Source organism: Micromonospora sp. NPDC047557 (assembly GCF_043205095.1).
Classification (GTDB): Bacteria; Actinomycetota; Actinomycetes; order Mycobacteriales; family Micromonosporaceae; genus Micromonospora.
In genome coordinates this window covers 151,599-169,321 of record NZ_JBIDDK010000005.1, presented here as the reverse complement: position 1 = coordinate 169,321, position 17,723 = coordinate 151,599, and the positions used below count along the sequence as shown (strand labels likewise).

Sequence of the window (17,723 nt, the reverse complement as noted above, 5' to 3'; positions counted from 1 at the left end):
GTTCTGCGATGGATCAGTTGCAGGTCGTGACGGAGAGCGAGCTGTCGCCGCAGAGCAGCAGGCTCGCCCGGCTACCGCCACCCGTGCGGTCGGCCGGAGCCATCTCCAGGCCCTGGAGGTCCAGAAGCGCCATGTCGTTCACCTCCCTTCCATCCGTTCGTCGATCCGGTCGCCCCCGCTGTCGCGAGGGAGTCTCTGCGCGCCCGACAGGGGCGCGAGGAAGGGCAGCACCGGCGGCTCGTCGTGTCGCGCACAGGCCAGCGCGTAGAGCACGCCGGCGGTGCCGGTGCCGAAGTCCATGGAGAGCCGCAGCAACTGCTCGCCGGGGAACGCGGTCCCGTTCCCGTACGGCAGCGCGTGCCAGGCCAGCCGGTCCACCTGCGCGGCGAGTTCCCGGCGGTCGGCCTCGTGGACCGAGGCGGCGAGGTAGGCGATGATGCCGGCACGGCCGGCGAAGAGCCCGGACTGTGCGTAGAACGGTGACCGCGCCGCGCGGCGGATCCCCGCGCTGGCCTCGGCGAACCGGTCGTCGGCCCGGTGACGCAGGTACGCGTCGAGGACCAGCCCGATACCGACGCTGCCGTGCGCCAGGTACGGCATCGTCCGCCAGCCCTCGTTGACCTCCAGGGCGCCGTCCGGCCGCACCACACACCGGCGCAGATCCTGGCGCAGTGCCGTGGCGGCGTGTCCCAGCAGCTCCTCGTCGCCGCTGAGCTCGTAGAGCCGCAGCAGCATCAGCGCCGGTCCGGTCCGGCCGCGCAGCAGCCCGGCGTACGGATTGCGTCCACCGCTGATGTCCGGGCCGGGGTCGTCGGCCAGTTGCCCGATCACCCGCTCGGCGGCTCGCCAGGCGGCGTCGCGCAACGACGCCTCCCCGGTGCGCCCGGCCAGCTCGGCCAGGTTGAGCGCGATGCCGGACAACCCGCTCGCCAGGCTGTGGTCGAGCCCGTCCAGGGGCTCGCGCAGGCAGATGTCGAGCACGTCCAGCGCGTCCTGGCGGCGTCCGAGGTGATCGAGGGCGTACGCAACGCCGTGCAGGCCGTCGTAGAAGCCGCAGCGGGTGCCGGACGGTGGCGCTGTCGCCCGCCGCACCAGCCAGTCCTCGTGCTCGGGCCACCGCCCGGCGCCGCTCTTGTCGAGCGCGTACAGCACTCCGGCCGCTCCGTGGGCGAGGTTGAGGCCGCCGCTGCGGAACTGCTCGATGTCGCCGGGGAAGAGCCGGTCGTCGCGCTCGGGGGTGGCGCTCGCCAGGGTCGCCGTGGTCAGCTTCTCCCGCGTGACGGGCGCGTCGTATGCGTCTGCGCCCTGCGGACCCCCGGCGATCTCCTCGACCGCGGCGTCAAGGAACGACCTCGGCACCGGGAAGTTCGTGGCGATGATGTCGGCCAGGTGAGCCGCCTTCGCCGGCGCGAGCCGCACCAGCTGGGTCAGTGGGAGGAACAGCGCCAACCGCAGGCACGCCAGGGCGTACCGGTCGACGGCCGGGCCGGTTCGGTCCCGCGGTGCCGCGAATCCCTGGTTGCGCAGGCCGGGCCGGCGGTGCCCGGCGATCGGGGCGGCCACCTCGAAGTCGACCAGGGCGACCCGGTCGTCCGGCCGGATCATGATGTTGAACAGGTGCAGGTCCCCGTAGACCAGGCCGCGCTCGTGGATCGCCGCGACGAGGGACTCGACCTGCTCGTGGACGTGCCGGGCCCAGCGGGCGTACGCCGCCCGGTCGTCGTCGGTCGCGTCGGCGTCGATCAGCGGGTACCGGTCGACAAGCACCTTGTTCAGCGGCCGGCCCTCGATGAACTCGAGCGCGAGGAACCGGTGCTCGCCGAGGGCGAACTCGTCGTGCACCCGCGGCACCTGCGGCAGGTCGGCCAGTTGCCGCAGGGCCTGCGCCTCGCGGGCCAGCCGGGCGACGGCGTCGGTGCCGTCGGCGTCCAGGCCGGCGTGCGGTCGGGCCTCCTTCAGCACCACCTGGGTGTCGGTACGCAGATCCCGGCCCACGTACAGCCCACCGCCGTTGGAGAAGTGGATCACCTTCTCGATCCGGTACGGCACCTGGTTGGTGCTGGTGTCGTTGCGGGCGGCCAGGTGCGGGCCGAGGAAGTCGGGCAGGGTGACCCAGTCCGGTACGTGAAAGACCGGCTCACGGCGATCCGGCACCAGCGTGCCGTTGTCGTCCTCGATCGCCGGCACCACCTGACCGTCGGGCGAGTGGCAGTAGCGGGCGGCGAAGCCGCCGTAGCGCACGTGGACCGGGCCGTCGCCGTAGCGGAGATCGCTGAGGATGTACGGGCCGGTCTCGCCGGTGAGCAGCTCGTCGAGCTCCTTGCAGACCAGCTCCAGCTCCGCGTCGTCGTGCGGGTAGACGGTGATGAACTTGCCGCTGGCGGCCCGGGAGGCGTACTTGGAGTTGCGCAGCAGCAGCGTGCGGGGCCCGCGGAGGAACTTGAAGGACAGGCCGCGGGGGACGCAGTAGTTCCAGACGGCGTCCAGCACCCGCTCGGCGTTCGCGAGGCCCGCCGACACGTGGATCTTCCAGCCCTGTTGCGGCAGCGAGCCGCCGTCCGGCGCGTAGATCAGCCAGTCGTCGAGCGGCTCGCGGCGCCAGCCGGTCGGGATGGGGCGCTCGGCGGCCGGGAAGACGGGCTGCGCGACGGCGCTGCCGAGCGAGTCGTAGAACAGCCGATCCGCCGCGCAGTAGCTGTCGTAGCGTTCGTCCACCGTCCCGCCTCCTCTCGAACTCGGCCGGCTGTTGTTCCGGCGTTGAATCGAGTTTCGTCGAGGGGAGGAGGTGCGCTCCAGTGCGCTTAGTCACGGACTTCGGTGCAGGGCGCATCGGTACGCATGACATTAGTCAGGCCCACGGGACCGGGTCCGCAGAGCATCGCCCACCGGCCCGCACCCGAGGCCGTCCGCGAACGTCGTACGCGTTGATGCGGCTTCGCGAGCCGCTGACCTGGGAATTCTCCCACCGGATCGGTGACGCGACGCGTTCGCCTGCTCACCCACCTGCTCGCTCCTGCCCCCTCGGGCGGGCGGAAACCAGGCCCCGGTGATCGCTGGGTTAACAGTGCCGTCACTCAATCGAAATTGGAGAGGTCATCGCCGCCGGGATCACCGTCACTCTCGGTAGCGACGCTCGACATGGGCGAGCACGCTGACGTGCCCGGCCCCGCGACCCGCGCGAGCCTCAGCCCGGTGGCTGCTCCTTCGTCAGGTGCAGCAGCCACCCTTCGCCGGTGCGGATGAGCGCGTACCGCCTCTGGCCGGTGCGCCCGTGCAGCGTGAACAGCATCCGGCGGTCCGTGCGGTCGTGCTCCTCCCACGTGCCGATGTCGGCGATCGACTTGTCGGCGTCCTCGTAGGTGAGGTGATCAAGGTGGTGATCGGGCACCGCGATCGCGAGCCGGTTGTCGCGGGGACTGTCCGGCAGACCACGGGGAACCGCCCACGAGCGCAGCACGCCGTCCTCCTCGAGCCGCAGGTCGAAGTGCGGTCGGGGTTTGCGGTGGTGGTGCAGGACGAAGGCGGGGCGCACACTTGCCATTGTCGACGACCTGCGGCCACGCAGCCGGTCCGGTGGGGAATCGGGCCGCTCCCCTGATCCCCCACCGGTCGGTCAGGGCGCGTCAGCCCAGGTACTTCTCCCACGGGCCGGTGATGGCCAGGGTGAGGCCGGGGTCCTGCATGTTGACGAAGAGCACCCTGCCGTCGGCGGTGAAGGTCGGCCCGCAGAATTCCGAATCGTTGAGCTGGTTGCGGGCGATCGCGTACGTCGGCCCGCCCGGAACCGTGCTGAGCACGTGGGAGGCGCCGGCGCCGTCCTCGGCGAGCACCAGGGTTCCCCACGGGGTGACGGTCACGTTGTCCGGGCCGTCGAAGGTGAGGTCGCTGTACTTGACCGGCGCACCCTCCTCGGACTGGGTCTGGTGCGGGAAGTACGTCACCAGCTGGATGGTCTGGTCCTTGAAGTTGTAGAACCAGACCATGCCGTCGTGCGGCGCGGCGTCCGCCGGCAGGTCACCCTCGTCCCAGGCGTACGAGTTGACCACGTACACGCCCTCGTCGGTGGCCCACACGCCCTCGAACTTGCGTCCCCGGGTGACCTGGCCGTCGGCGAACTGCTCGCGTACGGACGTGGTCCGCGCGTCGCGGTCCGGCACCGCGATCCACCGCACCGGGAACGGGCGGCCCAACTGGGCGGAGGTCAGGTAGGCGACGTCCGGCAGCACGGAACCGTCGTCCATGATGATCTGCATCGCGGCGAGGACGCCGGCGTTCGGCGCGAGGCGGGTCAGCACGCCGGGGCCCAGCTTGACCCCGGCCGGGGCGGTCCAGCGGTAGAAGAGGCCGTTGGGCTCGTCCGCGTCCTCGGAGAGGTAGACGTGGGTCCGGTCCTTGTCGACCGCCAGGGCCTCATGGGAGTAGCGGCCCAGGCACTTGATCGGCCGCGGGTCCGCGCTGCCGTCGGCCCAGACCTCGAAGACGTACCCGTGGTCCTTGGCGAAGGCGCCGGTGCGGCCGCCCTCCTCCCACTCATCGCCGGCCCGGTCCTCGGTCTCCTCGCAGGTCAGCCAGGTCCCCCACGGGGTCGGCCCGCCGGCGCAGTTGGAGACGGTGCCAGAGAGGGCGACGAACTCGCCCAGGTTGCGGCCCGCACGGTCCGTCGTGATGACGGTGCAGCCACCGGCGTCGACGGCGCCCGCGTCGTAGACCGTTCCCTTGACGTGCGGCACGCCGAACTCGGCGCCCGGGTCGATCTCGTGGTTCTGGATCAGGGTGTAGCGGCCGTGGCCGGCGTCGTAGACGGCCATGCCGTCGTGGTCCGACGGGGTCGTGCCCTGGCCGCGGTCGAGTCGGGTGACGCCGGTCCGGGTGACCACGGTGTAGCTGAAGCCCGCGGGCAGGGCCAGGATCCCCTTGGGGTCGTCCACGAGCGGCGGGAAGGGCACGGGACCGCCCAAGCCCTGCGAGTGCGGCCGACCGGGGCTGGCCTGCGCCAGGGACGGCAGGCCACCGGCGACGGCGAGGCCCACACCGGCGGCGGCGCCGCCAGCGAGGAAGGTACGACGGGAGGAAGGCACGCGTATCAGCTCCTGGTCAAGGCAAGTGCGACGGCTGACAGCCAACTCCGGCCGACGGACACGGACACGTCACCCGGGGGGTCGCGTGGTGACATCGGAGTGAAGAATCAGGGCCGCGCGCCACCTCGCCGAGCCGACACTACGGGCCCTCGCCCTACCGGGCCCGCCGCGGCGATGTCCAGCCCTGCTGGTGCAGCCGTTCGATGCCGTCGAGCAGCAGGTCCAGCGCGAACTCGAACTCGAACTGGTCATCGCAGCCCTGCCCGACGACCGACTGGTCGTCGTGGGACGCCGCCGCGGCGATCTCCGCCAGGTGCGGGAACTGGGCGGCGAACTCCGGCGGTAGGGCGGTGGGCGGCTCGGGGCTGGTGGCTCCGGAGCGACCGGCCTGTCGGGAGGCGTCGAACAGTTCCTGGCTGAAGCCCAGCACCCGGCTGCCCATCGTGTGCATCACGTGGTGGGCGAGGTTGGCGGAGAACCCGCCGGCCTTGAAGGTCGCGACCACCGAGTCCAAATAGGCGAGGACGGCCGGCGTCGCCATGCTCCGGGACTCGATCGCGAGCGGCGCCCAGGGGTGCCGGCGCAGCACCTCCCGCGCCGAGAGGATGCGCCGGCGGATGGCGTCCTTCCAGTGGGTGTCGGACGCGGGCGGGTCGATCTGGCTGACGATCACGTCGATCATGCCGTCGAGGAGTTCGTCCTTGTTGGCCACGTGCTTGTAGAGCGCCATCGGCACGACGCCCAGATCCTGGGCGAGGTTGCGCATGCTGAGGGATTCGATGCCGGCCTCGTCGGCGAGCGCCACGGCGGCACGCAGGACGCGATCCCTGCTCAGCGGCGTCCGGCGCAGCGTCTCAGCCTGCTCAGCCATCTCGTCCTCGTCCTGTCCGGCGGTTGTTGAACCATAACCGCCTTGACAGGTGTACGGCGTACACCTACCGTGAGTGTACGCCGTACACCCCTCGGGAGGGATCATGAAGGCGATCGTTCAGGACCGATACGGCCCACCGGAGACCCTCGCGCTCGCCGAGGTCGCCACGCCGGCGCCCGGCCCGGGCGACGTGCTCGTACGGGTCGAGGCGGCCTCGCTCAACGCGTACGACTGGCATGCCATGCGGGGTGATCCCCGGATGGCGCGGTTGGCGATGGGCCGGACGCGGCCCCGGGCGCGCATCCGTGGCCGCGACTTCGCGGGCCGGGTCGAGGCCGTCGGCGCCGACGTCCGGCAGGTACGGCCGGGCGACGCGGTGTTCGGCGACCTCGGCGAGGCCAACGGGGCGTTCGCCGAGTACGTGTGCGTGCCCGAGACGCTGGTCGCGGCGATGCCGGCGAACCTGACCCCGCAGCAGGCGGCAGCCCTGCCGCTGGCCGGCATCACGGCGCTCATGGGGCTGCGCGACGCCGGGGGCGTCGAGCCCGGCCACCGCGTCCTCATCAACGGCGCCTCGGGCGGCGTCGGCACTCTCGCCGTGCAACTGGCCAAGGCGCTCGGCGCCACCGTGACCGGGGTGTGCAGCACCCGCAACGTCGACCTGGTCCGCTCGCTCGGCGCCGACCACGTCGTCGACTACGACCGCGACGACTTCACCCGCGGCACACACCGCCACGACGTCGTGTTCGACCTGGTCGGCAACCGCTCACTCAGGGAGCTGCGGCGGGCGCTGACACCGACCGGGACGCTGGTGCTCTCCGGTGGCGGCGTGTACGACGGCGGCAGCCTCATCGGACCGGTCTGGCTGATCGCGCGCGGACGGCTGGTGGCGCCGCTGGTCCGACAGCGCATCGTCACGCTCACGACGGCGCCGGGCCGACCACACCTCGACACGCTGCGCGGCTACGTCGAGGCCGGCCGTCTCACCCCGGTCATCGACCGTACGTATCCCCTCCACGAGGTGCCCGCGGCCATCCGGTATCTCGAAGGCGAGCACGCGCGGGCGAAGGTCGTCATCACCATCTGACGGGGGTCGAGGACCAGGTCGCGCGCCGGTTCACCCCTTCCAGTCCTCGACCGGTGTGAGCGGAACCGGTACCGGCCGCTGCGCCACAGTCGTCAGCTCGATCCGCCGGCCCTCGGCCGCCGAGGCGAGCAGCGAGGTCATCGTCTCGAGCACGTGCAGTGCGACGTCGCCGCTGGCGCGGGGCGGGCGCTGACCATCGGCGGTGACCAGGTCGAGCAGACCGATGCCCCGGGAGCCCTCGACGTAACCGGCCCGTGGTTCGAGAACGCGCCATTCGGTGCCGCCCAGCGCGAAGACACGGACGTCCCCGTCGAAGTAGTTCGGATCGGGCACGGCGAGGGTGCCGGCCTCCCCGTGCACCTCGATCGGCGCGGCCGTCGTCGCGACGCCGTCGAAGCTCGTGGTGATGGTGGAGAGAGCACCGTTGGCGTGTTCGAGTACGCCGCTGACGTGGGTGTCCACCTCCACCGGGATCCGCTCGCCGACCCGGGGGCCCGAGCCGATGACGCGCTCGGCGCGCAGGCTGCCGGCCGCTCCGATGACCGCGCGAACCGGCCCGAGCAGGTGGATCAGCGCCGAGATGTAGTACGGCCCCATGTCCAGCAACGGCCCGCCGCCGGCGGCGTAGTAGAAGTCGGGGTGGGGATGCCAGCGCTCGTGCCCCGGCGTGACCATGACAGCCGTCGCGGACATCGGGCGTCCGATGAGGCCGCCGTCGATCGCCGCCCGCGCGGTCTGCGTACCCGTGCCCAGGACGGTGTCCGGCGCGCACCCGACGCGGACGCCGACCGATGCCGCCCGTTCGATGGTCGAGCGCCCGTCCGGAAAGGTCACCGCCAGTGGCTTCTCGACGTACACGTTCTTGCCGGCCTCGATCGCGCGGAGCGAGATGTCGGCGTGCGCCGCGGGGATCGTGAGGTTGAGCACCGTCTGCACGTCCGGGCTGGCGAGCAGGCGCTCGACGCTTAACGCCTCGGCGCCGGGCACCGTGGCGGCGACAGCGGCCGACCGGGACGCGTCGAGGTCGGCCACCGCGGCGATGCGCACCTCGGGGTGGTCGGCGAGGGTGTCCAGGTAGGCGCGGGAGATGACCCCGAGACCTACGATTCCAACGCCGTGCGGGTCGCCCACACCATCCCCCTCTCGATGACGGTACGGACGTTCGCGTCCTCCAGCACGTCGAGGCTGTGCCCCGGGGTCGTCACGACGATGCGCCCGGCGCCCCAGAGCCGGGTCCAGATCGCCGGCGAGGTGACCGGCCGGTGCCACGGATGCCACGCCTGCGTCGGGTGGGTGGTGACGGCCAGGACGTCGATCAGGTCGTCGTGCAGCACCCAGTACTGCTCGGTGACCAGATCGAAGTCCTCGATGCCCGCGGTGATCGGGTGCTCCCGGCCGAGGTCGGTGATGCGCACCGTGTGTGGCAGGAAGTTGTCCTCCGGGCCGCCGTGACGCTCGCACGGCTCCTTACCCGGGTGGGTCGCGAACTGGCCGCCCACCAGGTGCAGGTATTCGGATGACGCGCGGAACGCGTCCACGATGCCGCCGTGCCAGCCGGTGAAGCCCGTACCGGCGATGACCGCGGCGCTGAGGCCCGCCACCTGGTCCGCGGTGATCTGCGACATCGTCATGCACTGCACGACGAGGTCGGTCCCGGCCATCTCGGCGGCATCCGCGTAGATCTCCGTCGACTCCTCGACGCGGACGGCATAGCCGCTCCGCTCGAGGAAGGGGAGGAACAGCTCGGTCGCTTTGACCGGTTGGTGCCCCTCCCACCCGCCCCGAACCACAAGTGCTCTCGGCTGCGCCACCCTCGCTCCCTCCCCCGGTCCGTCGCCACCGGGCTGGCCGCTCCCGGCCCCGGCGACGTGCCGCCGATGCCGGTGCTTGTCGATCACCCTCCGCGGACGATCACGACCATTGTGTCCGCGGCGGAGGGCGGGTGACAACGAGCGGCCACTCGGGGTCGCCGGGTCTTGCGTCGTATGGCCGATTGCCCGCACTGAAAGCCGTCGATACCGTGATCCCCGTGTTCGGGGAGGCCGTACAGGAGCTGCGGCGTCACAGCGCGCTGACGCAGGAAGATCTGGCCGCGAAGACGGGGCTGTCGGTCCGGCACCTCCGGGACCTGGAGGCAGGGCGGATCGCACGACCGCGACCCGCGACGATGCTGCTGTTGGCCGACGCCTTCGGCCTGCGAGGGGTACGACGGGACCGGTTCCTCGCCGGGACGCCGACGCCGGCCGCCGCGAGCGGCGTTCCGGCGCAGCTGCCCGCGGACGGCTTCGGCTTCGTCGGTCGCGCCGACGCGCTGGCACGCCTCGACGAGATCCTGGCCCAAGCGGCGGATCAGCCGACCGCGATGGGAGTCGCGATCGTCTCCGGCACCGCCGGAGTGGGCAAGACGGCGCTCGCGGTGCACTGGGCTCATCGCGTCGCCGCGCACTTTCCCGACGGCCAGCTCTACGTCAACCTGCGCGGCTTCGACCCGGGCGGCGTCCCGGTCAGCCCGAGCACGGCGCTCGCCGGATTCGTCAACGCTCTCGCGGGACCGGGCGCCCGTCCGCCGAGCGCACTGGATGAGCAGGTCGCTCGATATCGCAGTGTGCTGGGCGGCCGGCGGGTGCTGGTCGTCCTCGACAACGCGGGCGACGCCGATCAGGTACGCCCGCTGCTGCCGGGCGCGCCGGGCTGCTTCGTCCTCGTCACCAGTCGGGACCAGTTCCTGGGTCTGGTCAGCGTGAACGGCGCCCATCCGGTCACCCTGGACGTCATGTCCGGGGCCGACTCCCGCGAACTGCTTGCCCGACGCCTCGGCGCGGAACGCGTCACCGCCGAGCCCGATGCCGTCGACGCCATCGTCAGCGCCTCCGCCGGGCTGCCCCTGGCGCTGTCCGTCGTCGCCGCCCGGGCGGCCATCCACAGTGGGTTCCGGCTGACCGACCTGGCGGCGAGTCTGCGCCCGGTGTCCGGGCGGCTGGATGCCTTCGACGGCGGCGAACCCGTGACCGACCTGCGGATGGTGATGTCCTGGTCGCACCGGACCCTCGACGCGCACACCGCCCGGCTCTTCCGGCTGCTGAGCGTCCATCCGGGCCCCGACTTCGCCGTCGCGGCAGCGGCCAGCATCGCGGGGATCGCGCCCGGTCAGGCCCACCGCCACCTGGCCGAGCTGACCCGCGCCCACCTGCTCACCGAGCACCGCCCCGGACGGTTCACGTACCACGATCTGCTGCGCGCGTACGCCGCCGAGCTGACGGCTGCCGAGGACAGCGAGGCGAGTCGTCACGCCGCCCGTTCCCGCCTGCTCGACCACTACCTGTCCGTCGCGTACGCCGCCGACGAACTGGTCTATCCGCAGCGGGACCGGCTGCCCATCGATCCGCCGGGGCCCGGGGTCGCGCCGGTGGCGTTGGCCGATCGCGACGCGGCCATGTGGTGGTTCACCGACGAGCACCCGGTGCTGCTCTCGGCCCTGCGGCTGGCGAGCAGCCACGGGTTCGACCGCCACACGTGTCACCTCGCCTGGGCGATCACCACCTATCTCAACCAGCGCGGCTACTTCCAGGACTGGACCAGCAGCCTGCGGGTGGCGCTGTCGGCGGCCGTCCGGCTGGCCGACGACCGGGCCGAGGCGTACGCCCACGGGGTGCTCGGCTTCGCCGACATAGCGCTCCAGCAGTACGCCGACGCGCAGCGTCACCTGGAGCTGGCGTACGACAGGTACCGGCGACTGGGCGACCTCGCCGGGCAGGCCCGGGTCGAACTCAACCTCGGGTGGATCTGCGACCGGACCGGGCAGCCCGCGCAGGCTCTCGCCCACGCCCTGGAGGCGCTACGCCTGCACCGGCAGGCCGGACACGTCACCGGCCAGGCCTTCGCGCTGAACGCGGTCGGCTGGTCCCACAGTCAGCTCGGTGACCACCACGGCGCGATCGAGAGTTGCGAGCAGGCACTGACCCTGTTCACGTCGGTCGACAACGTCCTCGGCCAGGCGATCACGTGGGCCAGTCTCGGGCACGCCCACCTGCAGCTCGACGCGTTCACGGAGGCGGTCACCTGCCACGAGCACGCCGTCCGTCTGCGTCGCGAGATCGGTCATCGACGGTTGGAGGCGGACGCGTTGGTGAGCCTCGGCGACGCTCACCTGGCCGCCGGCGACGCCGGTTCGGCCCGCGTGGCCTGGCAGCAGGCGCTGGACATCCTCGTGTCGCTGCGGGAGGCCGACACCGACGCGATCGAGGCCAAGCTCGCCTCGCTGCGCTGAAGGGCCCCGAAGTGCCGGTCAATCTCCGGTCCGCCTCCTGTCCGGCCACTGCGGCGGACGAAACGATGGTGGGGCAAGCCGCAGACCGCAGCGTTGCGCGTGCGGCACACACCTCGACCTGGGGGTTCCCCATGCTCCGACGTCTTCTTCGCCTCGGCCTCACCGCCATGCTCGCCGTCACCACCGTGGGCGGCGCGGTGGCGATCTCCTCGCCCGCCCAGGCCGCCCTGCCGCACTGCAACGGCGCGGGCGTCTACACCTCCACCTGGTCCGGCGCCCGCGGGGCGACGGCCTGGATCCCGGCGTACGTCAGCAGCACCATCAACTTCAACTGCCTGCTGACCCGCGGCGACCACAGCTCGGGCGTCGGTGAACTCCAGCGGACGTTGACGGGGATCTACGGGAGGTACCTCGGCCCCAACGGAGTCGACAACGACTTCGGCGGCTACACCCAGAGCGCGTTGCGCAGCGTCCAGGCCGACCTCGGCATCTCCGCCGACGGCGAGTACGGGCCACAGACCCGCGACCACCTCTGCTGGCGGTGGACGGGCAGCGACAACTCCTGCATCTGGCTCAACAACAACCACTGAGGACGCGCGGGGCGCGCCACGGGGGCGCCCCGCGACCGACCGCCCCGGCTCGGAGCCGGGGCGGTCGCCGTGGCCGAGGTACGACGATCGGGCTCGAAACCGCGAGCATTGACGATCAGCAATTGACTGAGTGTCCAGGGTGCCTCTATAACGTTGTACGGGTGGTGATGGATGTCGATCGGATCACCATCGCCTGTGGGTGGAAATCCCGCCGACATCCGCCGTCCGCGTTCGAGAAGCCACCCGATGCCCACCGCCCGCGCGCTGCGGGCTCAGCTGCACGGCCCGCGGCGACCCGCCCCTCGGAGACGGCATGACACGTCAGGTCCCCGCCCGCCCCACCCTGCCCCTGCTGCTCATCCTCACCCTCGTCGTCGGCGTGTTCGCCGCACCGGCCCGACCGGTGCGGGCCGCCCCGGCCAAGACGCCGCCACTGACCACCCCGTGGACCAGCCAGGCCCTGGCCGGGACGCCCCTGCCGGAGTACCCGCGACCGCAGATGACCCGACCGGACTGGCTCAACCTCAACGGGGAGTGGCAGCTGCGCCAGTCCGGCACCGACGACGCCCCGCAGTTCAACACCGACCTGCCCGAGCGGGTCAACGTGCCGTTTCCCGTGGAGAGCGCCCTCTCCGGTGTCCAGCGGGCCGCCAACGACAACCGCAACTACCTGTTCTACCGACGCACCGTCACCGTCCCGCCGAACTGGTCCGGCCGACGGACCCTCCTGCACTTCGGTGCGGTGGACTGGCAGAGCACGGTCTGGGTCAACGGCGTGCGGGTCGGCGCGCACACCGGCGGCTACGACGCCTTCGCCTTCGACGTGACCCCGCAGCTCAACGGCGGCGTGAACGAGATCGTGGTGAAGGTGTGGGACCCGACCGACACCCGGCAGAACGGCAGCCTGCCCCCGATCGGCAAGCAGACCAAGCAGCCCGGCGGGATCTTCTACACGCCCAGCTCCGGAATCTGGCAGACGGTGTGGATGGAGCCGGTGCCCGCGGCGTCGATCAGCAGCGTGGACGTCTACCCGAACCTGGGCACCAACACCCTGCGGGTCCGGGTCTTCACCCGGGGCGACGTGAGCGGGCACAGCGTGCTCGCCGAGGCGCTCGACGGCGCTACCGTTGTCGGCTCCGCCACCGGCGGCTTCACCGACTTCAGCGTGCCGGTGCCCAACGCCCGCCGCTGGTCACCCGACGACCCGTTCCTCTACAACCTGCGGGTACGCCTGCGCAACGCCAGCGGCGCGACGGTCGACCAGACCGTCCACTACTTCGGCATGCGGGAGATCACCACCGGCATGGTCAACGGGGTGCTGCGACCGAAGCTCAACGGCCAGTTCGTCTTCCAGGTCGGCACCCTCGACCAGGGCTTCTGGCCGGACGGCCTGTACACCGCGCCGACCGACGCCGCCCTCGCCTTCGACCTGCAGAAGCACAAGGACCTGGGCTTCAACATGGTGCGCAAGCACATCAAGGTCGAACCGCAGCGCTGGTTCTACCACGCCGACCGGCTCGGCCTGCTTGTCTGGCAGGACATCCCGTCGCTGACCGCGCAGAACATCGACCCCACCGATGCCCAGCAGGCGCAGTTCGAGAGCGAGGCACGCGAGATCGTCGACGAGCACCGCAGCTCCCCCGCGGTCGTCGCCTACACGCCCTACAACGAGGGCTGGGGCGAGCGCGCCGTGGCCGACACCCGCCGCGTGGCGCAGAACATCAAGAATCAGGACCCGACCCGGCTGGTCAACCCGCACAGCGGCTACAACTGCTGCCAGTCCCTCGGCAACCCCGGCAACGGCGACATCGACGACTGGCACGTCTACCTCGGTCCGGACTCCCCCTCCCCTTCGAGCAGCCGGATCGCGGTGCTCGGCGAGTTCGGCGGCCTGGGCCTGCGCACACCGGGCCACGAGTACAGCCCGAACGGGCAGTTCTTCGCCTACGAGTGGCAACCCACCTCCGCTGCGCTCACCGACAGGTACGTGGGGCTGGTGGAGGGTGCGCAGAACCTGATGCTCGGCAAGGGACTCAGCGCCTCGATCTACACCGAGATCGCCGACCAGGAGGGGGAGTTGAACGGCTTCCTCACCTACGACCGGCAGGTGGTCAAGATGGACCAGGCCCGCGTCCGCGCGGCCAACACCGCCCTCGTCAACGCGTCCAGGACGATCGGCAGCTCCGCCCCCGTCGCTCTGCCGGTCAACACCCGGCGTTCGCTGCAGGTGACCACCCCCGGCTACACCAACCGGTACCTGCGCCACCAGAACAGCCTGGCGTACACCGAGGTGGTCGACGCGGGCAGTTCGGCGCTGCTCAAGAACGACGCGACGTACACCATCCGGCCCGGCCTGGCCGACGGCGCCTGCTACTCCTTCGAGTCGGTCAACTATCCCGGTCAGTACCTGCGGCACCAGGATTCCCGGGTGCGCAACTCGCCGAACGACGGGTCGGCGCTCCTGCGCGCCGACGCCACCTGGTGCGCCCGCGTGGGGCTGACCGGAAGCGGCGTCTCGCTGGAGTCGTACAACTTCCGCGGCAAGTACCTCCGGCACTACAACTCGGAGGTCTGGCTCAGCAACGGCACGGGCGGTGACGCCTACAACAGCCCCACCCTCTGGGCGGCCGACAGCACCTGGAACATCGCCGCCCCCTGGGCCCCCTGACAGTATCGACCCATCATCAGGGTCGCGTCGGTTCGGCCGGGGCCCCACGTCGGGCCCCGGCCGAACCTCAGATCACGGACGTCACGACCACCACCATGGCCGGCAGCAACGCCGTGGCGACCGCCGCGGACTGCACCAGCCGCCGTGGCCCGGGACGCCCCAGGTCACTCACGCTTCCGCGACCGGCGAGAATCGCCACGACCAGTGGACCGGTGAACGCGCCGCCGAACACCAGCCCACTCCACTGCGGAGCGACGTTGAGCAGCGCCGCCACCAGCAGTACCCAGGTCGTCGCCGACACCCGGAACGTGCTCCACATGAGCCCGGTGTCCAGACCCCAGATCATCGGAGGAACCCACCACGGGATGTTCTCCCGATGGCCCAGCTCCTTGGACGTCTGTCGGCGCAGCCCGGGGGCGTACGAATCCGTCCGGATCGCGTGTACGTCGAAGGACGCCGCCACCAGTGCCGCCACGAGACACAGCCCCACTGTGAGCTGGGCATCGAGCCGCCCGGCGAACAGTGTGCCGACCTGGTACAGCGACGCGGTGACGAAGCCCGCCATGGCGATGTGCGCGACGGACAGTACGGCGACGAAGCGCAGACCGTTTCGGACGAGACGGGACGAGTCCCCTTGCACGAAGGGGCGGATGACTCCGATGAAGGACTGGCCTCAAGGGCTGAAGAGCTGGGCGAAGCCCGCCACCGCGGCGAGCACGATCGTCCACAGAACTACCATACGTACCAGATCGAGCAGGCGAAGGGACCGGACCAGCAACTGGTCTTGCTCTTGCTGCACTCACCGCAGCCGTACGTGCGACCGCCGCTGGTGCAGGTCCAGAACGTGCGGTAATAGCCCGACGGGCAGGTGTAGCGATCAGGTTCGACCGCGTAGTGGCACCGGGTGCAGCTGGCCAGCGAGCAGCAGGGCGACCCCAGGCAGTCGGCCACCGCCGGGGATGCCTTCAGCACGGTGGCCAGGCCGGCGACGACCGCGGATGCCGCGCCCATGAGCGCGAATCGGCGGCTACGACGGCGGTCGGTGAGCACCGCCGTCTCGGTCGGTGTCACGCACTCCATCTGATCGGTCATAGCCGTACGGTTCCTTCCTTGGCGACGGGCAGGCGGGACGGGACGGTGCGGGCGTTCAACAGCGGTTGCAGTTGCCGGAATGACGGCAGTGTCTGGGCCAGGAAGGCCTCACCCGAGCGGTAGAGGACCACCGACGGGACGGTGTCGATGCCGATCGCCCGCGCGACATTTTCGTCGACGTCGATGGTCGCCCGGTCGATCGGCATGTTCAGTCCTTCGAGCCAGGCGCGGCCCTCCTGCTCGGAATGCGCCTGCTGCAGGACGATCCACACCAGTTCCAGATCTTTGCGGCGCAGGCCCTCCGCGATTGACCGGCAGGTCGTGCAGGACACGGACAGGAAGAGCAGCGCGAGATGCGGCTGCGCGTCGAGCCGTGCCGGGAGCCCGACCAGGGAGGGCCTGATCGAGTCGTCCATCGGGATCGGGATCGGCGACGGGTTGTCTTCGAGCTTGAGGGACGTACGGATCAGTTCGAGGGTTTGATATTGGTCGATCAGCGCCAACACGCAGATCCCCATCAGCACGCTCAATGCGGCGACGACGACCCAGAGGAAGCCCATTGACTCTCCAACACTTTGAGGTAGCTCCAGCTCCGCAGGGCCAGAGGCAACAGCTGACGGACGACGGTCGCCAGGCAGAGCACCAGCGCCGTCACCGCGACGGCGTCCGGACCGACGAGCAGATCCGATGAGTCGCGGTGCGCCGTCCAGGCGACGGCGAGCCAGATCGGGAGCAGCGCGAGCTGCGTCCAACCCAGCTTCGCCTCGGACGTGCCGCCGAAGCAGGCACAGCGCACCGAGGCGCCTCGCGCCAGAGCGATCGACGCCGCACCTGCGAACGACGCGCCGAGCGCGATCACCAGGCCCGCTGTCACCCAGGCACGCGGTGCGGTGAGCAGGAGGACCGCGGTGATCAGCTCCACGCCGCTGACCAGCACGGCCAGGACGCGCGGACGCGGCATCCTGAGCGCGACGAGCGTGCGACGGAAGGCGATGGGCGCGGCGAGCTTCTGACCCGCCGTGTAGAGCAGGACAGCTGCCGCGACGATCCGCACCGTTGCCTCGATCATCGGCACCAGCTCAGGCCGGGACGACCGCGAGGACCTGGGCGTCGGCCAGTTCCGTGTCCAGGACGCAGACCCGCACACGCCGTGCGGTCCGCTTGTCGAGCAACGGCGAGGCGGCCAGCCGCTGGCCCGCGACCGCATATCCGCTGCCGTCGCGCTTCGGCACTCCGGTCACCCAGTGCACCACCGGCACGGCGGCCACTGCGAGGCCGGGCCACAGGTCGGTCACGGTGACCAGGTCACCCGGTCGTGGGGCGATCCCGTCCGGGAAGCCGGCGAACGGAACACGCTCCGCGGCCCGGATCGCGGTGCGGTTCGCCACCTTCGGCGTGCTCACCACGGCGCCGCCGGCCGCCATCGCTGACACGCGGGCCAGCTCACCGCGCGAACCGGCCTGCGCCGCATCCGTCCCTGGGTCGGCCGATGCCGACTCGCCTGAGACAGCCACCACGGCGACTGTCGATCCCACCACGGCACCAACGCGGAGGATCTGCCGCCGCGATAGTCCCTTTTCCTGATTCATGCGTACTCCTCGGATCTGGTCCATGAGGACGATCTACCGGTATCGGCGCCCGAATCGAGCGAGAACCCGCGGGTCCGGAGCGACGCCGCGGCGGACTGGGGCTGTTCGGTCGACCACCCCACGGCGGTCGCCGCGACTGTGCTGGTGATCGACCCCCGGCGCGCCCCCAGCGCGCTCCGGATGGTCCTGACACGACGGTGCCTCCCGAGGTGGTGACGACGGCGTCCGGACGATGGGCCGCATCGATGTGTCTCCGGACATCGATGCCGCTCTGATCGACTTCCATCACCGTTTCAAGAGAACAATTCGGGGGTCCAGGTTTCGGCGGTGTTCTTGAACAGATCTTGACCGAAGCAGCTACGACCCGTGGTCGCCGCAACGCGCCGGGCGCGTCCGCTGTGGACGTCAGGTGCCGGAAAGCGTTGAGACCTCTCGGCAGCAGCGTGACCGAGGACACGGACGGCTGATTCAGGAGCGGGCG

At 71.0% G+C, this 17,723-nt stretch carries 16 protein-coding genes; 4 read left to right on the top strand and 12 right to left on the bottom strand.

Going from position 1 to position 17,723, the window contains the following annotated elements; all coding sequences use genetic code 11:
* Positions 1–13: 13 nt before the first annotated feature.
* The 5 genes from ACGGAQ_RS15600 to ACGGAQ_RS15580 all read right to left on the bottom strand — a co-directional run bounded on the left by ACGGAQ_RS15600 (position 14) and on the right by ACGGAQ_RS15580 (position 5,949).
* Positions 14–133 (bottom strand): SapB/AmfS family lanthipeptide, encoded by a 120-nt coding sequence (locus ACGGAQ_RS15600; protein ID WP_013734295.1) that lies wholly within the window; start codon positions 131–133, stop codon positions 14–16.
* A 5-nt stretch (positions 134–138) separates the two neighbouring features.
* Positions 139–2,715 (bottom strand): class III lanthionine synthetase LanKC, encoded by a 2,577-nt coding sequence (gene lanKC, locus ACGGAQ_RS15595; protein WP_393049292.1) that lies wholly within the window; start codon positions 2,713–2,715, stop codon positions 139–141.
* 469 nt (positions 2,716–3,184) lie between these two features.
* Positions 3,185–3,541 (bottom strand): DNA polymerase ligase N-terminal domain-containing protein, encoded by a 357-nt coding sequence (locus tag ACGGAQ_RS15590; RefSeq protein ID WP_393049289.1) that lies wholly within the window; start codon positions 3,539–3,541, stop codon positions 3,185–3,187.
* A gap of 82 nt (positions 3,542–3,623) precedes the next feature.
* Complete coding sequence (locus tag ACGGAQ_RS15585; protein WP_393049287.1) at positions 3,624–5,078, bottom strand: alkaline phosphatase PhoX; 1,455 nt, start codon at positions 5,076–5,078, stop codon at positions 3,624–3,626.
* 154 nt (positions 5,079–5,232) lie between these two features.
* Entirely contained in the window at positions 5,233–5,949 is a 717-nt protein-coding gene (locus ACGGAQ_RS15580; protein WP_393049285.1) for a TetR/AcrR family transcriptional regulator, read from the bottom strand.
* 103 nt (positions 5,950–6,052) lie between these two features.
* Between ACGGAQ_RS15580 and ACGGAQ_RS15575 the strand changes: the two genes are divergently transcribed.
* On the top strand, positions 6,053–7,036 hold the full coding sequence (locus ACGGAQ_RS15575) for an NAD(P)-dependent alcohol dehydrogenase (protein ID WP_393049282.1): 984 nt from the start codon (positions 6,053–6,055) through the stop codon (positions 7,034–7,036).
* 30 nt (positions 7,037–7,066) lie between these two features.
* Here ACGGAQ_RS15575 and ACGGAQ_RS15570 read toward each other — a convergent pair whose 3' ends face one another.
* Entirely contained in the window at positions 7,067–8,167 is a 1,101-nt protein-coding gene (locus tag ACGGAQ_RS15570) for a Gfo/Idh/MocA family protein (RefSeq protein ID WP_393049280.1), read from the bottom strand.
* A complete protein-coding gene (locus tag ACGGAQ_RS15565) occupies positions 8,137–8,847 on the bottom strand; it encodes a ThuA domain-containing protein (protein ID WP_393049277.1) in 711 nt (236 codons plus the stop codon). The genes ACGGAQ_RS15570 and ACGGAQ_RS15565 overlap by 31 nt, the downstream gene beginning before the upstream one ends.
* A gap of 218 nt (positions 8,848–9,065) precedes the next feature.
* On the opposite strand from ACGGAQ_RS15565, the gene ACGGAQ_RS15560 reads away from it, so the two are divergent.
* The 3 genes from ACGGAQ_RS15560 (at position 9,066) to ACGGAQ_RS15550 (ending at position 14,561) form a co-directional block, all read left to right on the top strand.
* A complete protein-coding gene (locus tag ACGGAQ_RS15560; protein ID WP_393049274.1) occupies positions 9,066–11,303 on the top strand; it encodes an ATP-binding protein in 2,238 nt (745 codons plus the stop codon).
* Between the two features lie 131 nt (positions 11,304–11,434).
* Positions 11,435–11,893 (top strand): peptidoglycan-binding protein, encoded by a 459-nt coding sequence (locus ACGGAQ_RS15555; protein WP_393049271.1) that lies wholly within the window; start codon positions 11,435–11,437, stop codon positions 11,891–11,893.
* A 313-nt stretch (positions 11,894–12,206) separates the two neighbouring features.
* The gene (locus tag ACGGAQ_RS15550) at positions 12,207–14,561 is read left to right on the top strand and encodes an AbfB domain-containing protein (RefSeq protein WP_393049268.1); all 2,355 of its coding nucleotides are present in this window, start codon (positions 12,207–12,209) and stop codon (positions 14,559–14,561) included.
* A gap of 67 nt (positions 14,562–14,628) precedes the next feature.
* Here the strand turns inward: ACGGAQ_RS15550 and ACGGAQ_RS15545 are convergent, their stop codons facing one another.
* The 5 genes from ACGGAQ_RS15545 to ACGGAQ_RS15525 all read right to left on the bottom strand — a co-directional run bounded on the left by ACGGAQ_RS15545 (position 14,629) and on the right by ACGGAQ_RS15525 (position 17,086).
* Positions 14,629–15,201, bottom strand: coding sequence for a hypothetical protein (locus ACGGAQ_RS15545; RefSeq protein ID WP_393049265.1), 573 nt, complete (start codon positions 15,199–15,201; stop codon positions 14,629–14,631).
* A 92-nt stretch (positions 15,202–15,293) separates the two neighbouring features.
* Positions 15,294–15,653 (bottom strand): hypothetical protein, encoded by a 360-nt coding sequence (locus tag ACGGAQ_RS15540; protein ID WP_393049262.1) that lies wholly within the window; start codon positions 15,651–15,653, stop codon positions 15,294–15,296.
* Entirely contained in the window at positions 15,650–16,213 is a 564-nt protein-coding gene (locus ACGGAQ_RS15535; protein WP_393049260.1) for a hypothetical protein, read from the bottom strand. The genes ACGGAQ_RS15540 and ACGGAQ_RS15535 overlap by 4 nt, the downstream gene beginning before the upstream one ends.
* Complete coding sequence (locus ACGGAQ_RS15530) at positions 16,180–16,722, bottom strand: MauE/DoxX family redox-associated membrane protein (RefSeq protein WP_393049257.1); 543 nt, start codon at positions 16,720–16,722, stop codon at positions 16,180–16,182. The genes ACGGAQ_RS15535 and ACGGAQ_RS15530 overlap by 34 nt, the downstream gene beginning before the upstream one ends.
* 10 nt (positions 16,723–16,732) lie before the next feature.
* Positions 16,733–17,086 (bottom strand): hypothetical protein, encoded by a 354-nt coding sequence (locus ACGGAQ_RS15525; protein ID WP_393049255.1) that lies wholly within the window; start codon positions 17,084–17,086, stop codon positions 16,733–16,735.
* Positions 17,087–17,723 lie beyond the last annotated feature (637 nt).